This is a genomic window from Klebsiella sp. BIGb0399 (assembly GCF_003752615.1).
GTDB classification, from domain to species: domain Bacteria; phylum Pseudomonadota; class Gammaproteobacteria; order Enterobacterales; family Enterobacteriaceae; genus Klebsiella; species Klebsiella lignicola.
In genome coordinates, this window is the sequence record NZ_RKHT01000006.1 from 653,755 (window position 1) to 661,369 (window position 7,615).

The 7,615-nt window shown below is 59.1% G+C and carries 5 protein-coding genes; 1 reads left to right on the forward strand and 4 read right to left on the reverse strand.

The window, feature by feature from the left end:
- Positions 1–80: 80 nt before the first annotated feature.
- Together EDF82_RS13775 and EDF82_RS13780 are read right to left on the reverse strand one after the other, a co-directional pair.
- Positions 81–2,447, reverse strand: a complete 2,367-nt coding sequence (locus EDF82_RS13775; RefSeq protein WP_123756086.1) for a TIM-barrel domain-containing protein — start codon at positions 2,445–2,447, stop codon at positions 81–83.
- 14 nt (positions 2,448–2,461) lie between these two features.
- Positions 2,462–3,763, reverse strand: coding sequence for an MFS transporter (locus tag EDF82_RS13780; RefSeq protein ID WP_123756087.1), 1,302 nt, complete (start codon positions 3,761–3,763; stop codon positions 2,462–2,464).
- 283 nt (positions 3,764–4,046) lie between these two features.
- Here EDF82_RS13780 and EDF82_RS13785 point away from each other — a divergent pair, with 283 nt between their 5' ends.
- Positions 4,047–5,138 carry a LacI family DNA-binding transcriptional regulator gene (locus EDF82_RS13785; protein WP_195723676.1) on the forward strand — a complete coding sequence of 364 codons (1,092 nt, stop codon included), beginning with the start codon at positions 4,047–4,049 and terminating at the stop codon, positions 5,136–5,138.
- Here the strand turns inward: EDF82_RS13785 and EDF82_RS13790 are convergent.
- Positions 5,135–6,400, reverse strand: coding sequence for a DUF1479 domain-containing protein (locus EDF82_RS13790; RefSeq protein WP_123756242.1), 1,266 nt, complete (start codon positions 6,398–6,400; stop codon positions 5,135–5,137). The two genes, EDF82_RS13785 and EDF82_RS13790, sit on opposite strands and share 4 nt — an antisense overlap.
- 139 nt (positions 6,401–6,539) lie before the next feature.
- Complete coding sequence (locus tag EDF82_RS13795) at positions 6,540–7,355, reverse strand: Cof-type HAD-IIB family hydrolase (RefSeq protein ID WP_123756088.1); 816 nt, start codon at positions 7,353–7,355, stop codon at positions 6,540–6,542.
- Between the last annotated feature and the right edge of the window lie 260 nt (positions 7,356–7,615).

Genomic DNA, 7,615 nt, shown 5'->3' on the forward strand with positions numbered 1-7,615 from the left:
TGTGCTGCGTGGTGATTGGTTTTCTGATTGCTGCCGTCTAAGGCGTGGTGCCCCTCCCGAACGGGAAGGGCACGGGGAGGTTATGCCGGACGCCATTCGCTGGCGGCTTCACCGTTGATCAGCAACTGGCGCGTTTCACCCGCTGGCAGGGTAACGTTCAATGCCTGCCACGCCGGACGATAATGACCGCGCGGGGTGACCTTCAGGTTTATCGTCTGGCTGTCGCAGACCATGTCCCATGTCAGCCACAGCGCATTACCCTCCTGATAGCCCCAGCTTTCGCCGTCGTCTTCAAACAGCAGCCCGCTGGCGGTACCGACGCCTTTGAGCGGGAACAGCTTCAGCTCGCGGCTGTCATCCTGCGTGGCGTTGACGTGGGTGATGCGCGCGCTGAGCGGCAGACCGGCGCCGGCGCGTACCAGCAGCGGCAGTTTTTCCAGCGGCGCGTCCAGGGTGATCCACTGGCCGCCGGCGAACCACTCGCCACGATAAAAATCGTACCAGCCGGTGGCATTGTCCGGCAGCCATACCCGGCGCTGACGCTGGCCTGGCTCCACTACGCTGGCGACCAGAATGTCGCGGCCCAGCAGGAAGTCGTCACACTCTTCAAAGGTCTGCGGGTCGTGCTCATGGTCGAGGAAGGTCGGGCGCAGCATCGGTTCATCGTCGGCATGGGCCTGCCACAACAGGGTGTACAGATAGGGCAGCAGGCGATAGCGCAGCTCAATCGCGCTGCGTATCGCCGGCGTCACTGCCGGATACATCCAGGCTTCGTTGACCGTCCGATCATCGTTCCATGAGTGGATCGTAAAGCGCGGGTGCATCACCCCGTTCTGGACCCAGCGCACGAACAGCTCGGCATCCGGTTTATCACCGGAGAATCCTCCGACGTCATGACCCACGTTATACAGGCCGGAGAGGCTCATCCCCAGCCCCATACGGGTGTTATAGCGCAGGGTATCCCAGTTGGTCCGGTTGTCGCCGCTCCAGGTCTGCACGTAGCGCTGCATCCCGGCACAGCCGGATCGGGAGATCAGGTACGGGCGCTTGTCCGGGGCGAAACGCTGTTGGGCTTCCATCGAGGCGCGCATCATCAGCAGCGGCATCACCGGGCGGATATGTTTGATGGCGATGGTTTGACCAAAGCCGTGACAGCGCGCTTCGCCGTCCCAGACCTCAAATTCGTTGTTATCGTTCCAGGTGGAGTCGATACCCATCTCCAGCAGCTGGCGGGTCACACCCTCCTGCCACCAGGCGACGGCTTGCGGGTTGGTGAAATCGAGATGCGAACCTTCGTCATCCCAGAAGCTGGAGCGTTCTGGCGCATCGATTTCGGAATCGCGGATAAATAATCCTTTTTCCGCCACTTCGCCATAGCGCGGGTGGTCCTGAAGCAGGCAGGGCTTAATGTTGGCAGCGAGCTTAATTCCGGCGTCATGGAAACGCTGGCTCATCACCGTGGGCTGCGGCACCTTGTCATAGTTCCAGTTAAAGACGTAGCGCTTGCCGTTGATCGAGGTGTAGCCGGAAGAGAGCTGGAACGAGTCGCAGGGGATCGCGTGCTCCTCGCACAGGCGGATAAAGTTCATCAGCTGGTTTTGCGCATCCGGCGCATCGGTGTAATGCATGGTGGAACCGCTGTAGCCGAGGCTCCATTTCGGCCCGAACAGTGTTTTACCGGTCAGGCGGACAAAGGCCTTGGTGACGTCGAGGGCGCGGCGGCCGGTAAACAGGTAGTAATCGATGTCGCCGGCTTCCGCCTGCCAGCGGCGGTAGGCGGTGTGATAGTTATCAATTTCGTTGCCCAGATCCAGCCAGCAGCTGCTCAGGTTGTCGTAGAACAGGCCGTAGCTGATGTCGCTGCGCTGGGTGAGGGTAAAGGGAACGTGCTTATACAGCGGGTCGGTGCTGACCGCGTTATAGCCCATCGCATCGAGGTTGCGCATCTCGTAGCGTTTGCCGTTGCGCTGCAGATCGCCGGCCTTTTCGCCCAGCCCGTAAAAGCGCTCGTCTTTGCGGCGGCTCAGGTAGTGCGCCACGCCGTCGCCGTGGGTATTGAGTAAATAGGCGCTGGTCGGGCGGTCGCTCACCAGCGGCTGCCACTCGCCGTCATCGTGGCGATAGCTCCATTCCAGCCACAGCGGCTGGTGGACGGTGACGCGCAGGTGTTCGGTGGCGATAGTCAGGCTGTCGTCGTGCTGCTCAAGGGTCCAGGCGGGAAGGCTAAAGCCGCTCAGGTCATCGCGCTGACGCCCTTCCCACGGTACATCCTGCTGCGGCGCAATGCTCCAGGTGCGGTCCAGCGCCAGCCCGCCTTTGCGTTTCAGCTGCACGCGGAACAGGCTCTCTTCCAGCACATACAGGCACAGCGTGTGCTGCCCGTCGATAGTCAGCTCAACATGATGGGCAAGCTGTTGATGTAAGGTCCAATGTTTAAGCGTTTTCATCTTTATATCCACTCTCAGGCGCGTTTGGCGCGACGTTCTGCAATAAATGTCACCAGGAAGATGGCGCCAATCAGGTCAAAGAAGCCCATGGCGATAAACAGCGGGTTGAAGCCGATTTTGTCGGCGGTCACCCCGATTAATAGCGAGAACAGGAAGCTGGCAATCCAGGCGGCGGAACCGCGCATGCCGTTGACGGTGGCCATCTGGCCTTTATCAAATGATTCCACCACCAGCGCGCTGAGCATGCAGGAGATGATCTGGTGGCCGAAGCCGCCGATGGAGATCAGCACGATGGTGATATACGGGTCGCGGGTAATGGCGACGAGGGCCAGCGAAATCATCAGGAAGGCGCCGGTGACCGAGCTGGCGACCACCGAGTTCACCCGGGTGCAGCCGAACCAGCGGGTATACAGTTTCGTCAGATAGCCACTGGCGACGCTGCCGAGGTCGGCGGCGAGGAACGGCAGCCAGGCGAACATGGCGATCTGTTTCAGATCCATCCCGTGCTCTTTCGCCAGATAGAGCGGCACCCAGAAGCTCAATACGGCCCAGGCCGGTTCCGCCATAAAGGCCGGGATGGCGATCCCATAGAAGCGCTTATTTTTCGAGACGGTTTTCAGAGCGGTGAAAAAGGGCAGCTTCACCGCCGGTGGCTCATTATCCTGGCGAATAAACTCGAGTTCGCTCTTGCTGAGGTTAGGGTGCTTATCAGGGTTGTTGTAAAACACCCACCACAGCACCACCCACAGCAGGGCCAACACCCCGGTGAACATAAACGCCCCTTGCCAGCCGAAGGAGGCGTGAGCGAAGTAGATAATCGGCGGTGCCAGCATGGCGCCGATGGAGAACCCGACGCCAGCCCAGCCGGCCGCAATCGGACGCTCAGATTTCGGGAACCATTCGCCGATGGTTTTGGCGTTGGCCGGCGTGGCCGCGGCCTCCGCGCCCCCCATAAAGAAGCGTAAAATCGCCAGGTGCAGCCAGTTGCCCGCCCCGGCGTGGGCGATGCAGGCAATGGCCCACAGGGTGGCACAGATCATAAAGCCGAGCTTCAGGCCGATCACGTCGATCAGCCAACCGCACAGCGGCTGGAACAGGGTATAGGCCAGCTGAAACGCGCCGACGATCCAGGAGTACTGCTCGGTGGTAATGCCCAGAGTATCTTTCAGTTCCGGGGCAATGATCCCCAGCGAGTTGCGGGTGATGTAGTTGACGGTGACGCCGAGTAAAAACAGGACCAGCATCCACCAGCGTAAATTTTTGACCACCCGGCGAGATTTGCTGGCGGCCATATCGTTGTTGAGGCCTTGGCTCATAGAACTCTCCACAAGATTTTTTATGTAGGGGGCATGACCCACTCACTCCCGGAGTTGTCACACCAATTCTTGTAATTTATTGAATAATATTGTTTTATTTATATCCTTGTCCGCGTGGCTAGTATGGAAGTTATCGGACCAATTCAGGTTAAGATAGAATACAGGTGGGCAGTAGCGTTATTTATGAAAGCTTTTTCATAAGGTGGCGAAATGCTCACAGCAGAGCCAAACCTTTGCTTGATAGACTGGGTTTTCCGCCCATGAAAATTCTTTCATTTTGAAGATGGAGCTGGATCACAAAATGGATAAAAAGCTAAAAATTGCCGATATCGCCGCCCGCACCGGCATGTCGGCGAGCACCGTCTCCCGGGTGCTGGCCGGCAAAGCCAACACCAGTGAAAAGGCCCGACAGGCGGTGCTGACCTGCGCGCGCGAGATGGGGGTAATGGACGGCATTGCCGCCGGGCGCATGCTGCTCAATAGCCTGGTGGTCTTTGCACCGCCGCGGGCGTTTGATGAACGTTCGGATATCTACTATTACCGGGTGATCCAGAGTATTCACCAGGCGCTGGGTGCCCATGAAGTGCGGCTGCGAACCTGCGCGCTGGAAGAAAACGACAGCGATGCCAACCTGTTCCTGGCCCGCATGAACGAACCCGAAACCGAGGCGGCGATCCTGCTGGGCATTGACGATCCGCATATTCACGATCTGGCGGCGGATCTGGCGAAACCCTGCGTATTGATCAACTGCCGCGATGAAGGGATGCGCCTGGCGTCGATTGCGCCGGATCACCGGTTGATCGGCCAGTTTGCCGCGCAGTATCTGTTCGAAATGGGCCACCGGGCGGTGCTGAATGTGATGTGCCTGCGCCGCTATACCATGGAACTGCGGCTGGCCGGTATTAAAGAGGCCTGGCGCGGGCGCAATATGCGCTTTGCCGACGGGCGGGATCTGCTCACCGTCGCCAGCTTTAGCGCCAAAGATACCGAGGCTCGGGTAGAGGAGTGGCTCGATGCCCAGGCGGGTAAGCCGCTGCCGACGGCGTTTCTGGTCGGCGGCGATTTCATGGTCGCCGGCACGGTCAACGCGTTGCAAAAGCGCGGATTACGGGTGCCACAGGATATTTCGGTGATGAGCATCGACGGGTTTAACCTGGCGGCGATTCAGGATGTACCGCTGACTGCGGTGCACGTTCCGCGAGATGAACTGGGGATTGAAGCGGTGCACATGCTGCAACAGCGGCTGATCCGCCCGGATGCGCCGCGTGGATCGTTGCTGTTGCACGGCACGTTGGTGGTGCGCGATTCGGTACGGCGGATACGCTCTGGTAACCGCCATACCGCGGTGGTGCAGGCCGGGCTGTATGACGACTAGACGTCGATCCCCAGCGCTCGTTTCCCGTGGATGTTCAGGTCGGCGAGGGTAAAACGCTCCTGCCAGTCGGCTTCGTAATCTTCACGGGGGAAGTCCCCCGGCGATGCGCCGTTTTCCAGAGCCACTTTAACTTTGTGCGCGTAGGCGAGGTTTTTCTCACACATCGGCGCGGCGGGAATGTACATCACGTTGCCCCAGCCCTGCTGGTTTTCCACCGGCGCCACCGAGTGGATGACATCGCAGTGCCACCAGACCGAATCGCCGGCGTTGAGCGCCGGAATGGAGCTGAGCGCTTTGATCAGCAGCGGGTGCCATTTCTCTGAAATGGGCAGCACTTTGCCCGGCGCCACGCCGCACAGCTCATCGTCCGGGACGTCGTCCAGCAGCGGGCGCAGCAGGACATAGGCCATCGCTTCCGGAATCGGCACCACGTGCAGCAGTCCCTGATCGGGGATCATGTCGGAGAGGGCGGTCCAGCCCTGGAAGGTCCGGAAGACCGAGCATTTGGTGGTGTTATCGACGGTGTACTCTTCCACTTCGGTACGGTGCGCCGCATCCCACGGGTCGTAAGCGTCAATATTGCCGTTGAAGACGCTGGCAAAGACCTGCTGGTAGGCCGGGAGTAACCAGCGTTCCAGCGCGCCGGAATCGGTGTGCGCACCCAACCCCTTCGAGGTCGTGCCCGGCGGACGACGGCGGATACGGTCCGGGTAGATCACGCTGACGTCCGGGTCGAACCACTGCTTGCCGTCGTGGTTAAAGGTCCACAGGCGGTTCAGGAAGGATTGCACCGCCGCCATCTCATCACTTTGTCGCGCCTGCATCTGCGCCTGCGACCAGTAAATCGGGTAAATCTCGGGGCGGGAAGCGTCGAGCGAGCCGAAGAAGGTGTCACCAGGGCCTTTATAAACATCATCGAAATGGTTGCGGTCGAGATATTCCAGCATCGAATTATCCCAGGCCAGCGCCCGCTCGCGTGCGAAGTGGCCTTTGATCACCGCGCAGCCGCGACGCTTAACCGCCTCGCGTTGGGCGTCGCTGACCTGGCCCTGAGCAATGTCGCTGAATGGGATCACCGGCCAGACATCCTCGCCGCGGGCTTTCAGCGTGTCGATCTCTTCGAGACGGGCCGCGATCCGCGCGCTCAGCCGGTCGAATACCGACTGGACATCGCCGATCTGCGCGCGCAGATGCTGTTTCATGTGTCGAATCGCCGTTTTGTGGTCGGCGGGTAATGTTTCGTGGGTATAGATAGCAGCCATGGTGACCTCACTCATCTTTCATTCGAAAGTATTTAATCTTACAAACGATAATTTAAGTTAAAATAAAGTTAATGCAAGTTTAAAAAGTAGAGTGGGCGCACAAAATGGAAAAGCCGGGGCAGGGCGCCCCGGTTAGCGGTCAGTCGCTGAAGGGAGAGGTCCGGTCGAGAACGGCCTGAATAACCTTCAGCGCCCCGTGATGATTGTTGTCATCGGTGGCGTATGACGAGATGGCTTTGATGCTGTCTGCGGCATTGCCCATGGCGAAAGCGTATTTCACCAGCTTCAGCATTTCCGCATCGTTGCCGCTGTCGCCAATGGCGACGCACTCCTGCGGCGAGATCTGCCAGCGCTTAAGCAGACGGCTGATGCCGTTGGCTTTGTGCAGGCCGGGGATAATTAAATCGACAAAGCCGAAACCGCTGGTGACGGGCTTCATGATGCCGTCCAGCGAGACATGCAGTTTATCGATAAGCTGCGGGATTTCGCTATCCGGCAGGTTAAGGGAGAACTTGAACAGCGTGTCGTCAATGGCCTGGTAATCGCTGATGCGCTGCAGGCGGTGGTAGTGCTTTGACATCAATGCGACAAACGACTCGGGGGCTTTATCGCTGACGTAGGCGCTCTCCAGGCCGCAGGCAACGAAGTTCAGTTGACGGTCTTTCAGCAGTTCGCCAATCACCACCTGGGATTCGTGACGGGTCAGTTCGCCGTGGAACAGCTGTTTGCCGTGTTCGTACACCAGCGCGCCGTTCTCGGCGACAAACGAGATCTGCTCGCGGATTTCCGGGAAAAATGAGATCAGCTGGTAGTACTGGTTGCCGCTGGCGACAACAAATTCAATACCTTGCTGCTGAAGTTGCGCGAACTGCGCAAGAAAACGCGGGCGATCGTACTGCTTGGCGTCATTGAGAAAAGTTCCGTCCATATCAGTGACGATAACTTTAACGGTCATAACAAAGGCTCCTGGCTAACTTCGACCAGCAACATTCTAATTACAATGTGACCTGAAGCACAAATTTATTTCGAATGAAAGTCATTAACACCCCCGGAGGCGGCGTGACCGCCGGTCCGGGCTACGACGGAGCGGGGCAATGGGGCTTGGGTGCGGGGGTTAATCCCGGAGGCGGCGTGACCGCCGGTCCGGGCTACGACGGAGCGGGGCAATGGGGCTTGGGTGCGGGGGTTAATCCCGGAGGCGGCGTGACCGCCTGT

Coding starts and splice junctions, on each gene's coding strand:
- EDF82_RS13780 (WP_123756087.1), bottom strand. CDS start 3,763: ATGAGCCAAGGCCTCAACAACGATATGGCCGCCAGCAAATCTCGCCGG.
- EDF82_RS13775 (WP_123756086.1), bottom strand. CDS start 2,447: ATGAAAACGCTTAAACATTGGACCTTACATCAACAGCTTGCCCATCAT.
- EDF82_RS13785 (WP_195723676.1), top strand. CDS start 4,047: ATGGAGCTGGATCACAAAATGGATAAAAAGCTAAAAATTGCCGATATC.
- EDF82_RS13795 (WP_123756088.1), bottom strand. CDS start 7,355: ATGACCGTTAAAGTTATCGTCACTGATATGGACGGAACTTTTCTCAAT.
- EDF82_RS13790 (WP_123756242.1), bottom strand. CDS start 6,400: ATGGCTGCTATCTATACCCACGAAACATTACCCGCCGACCACAAAACG.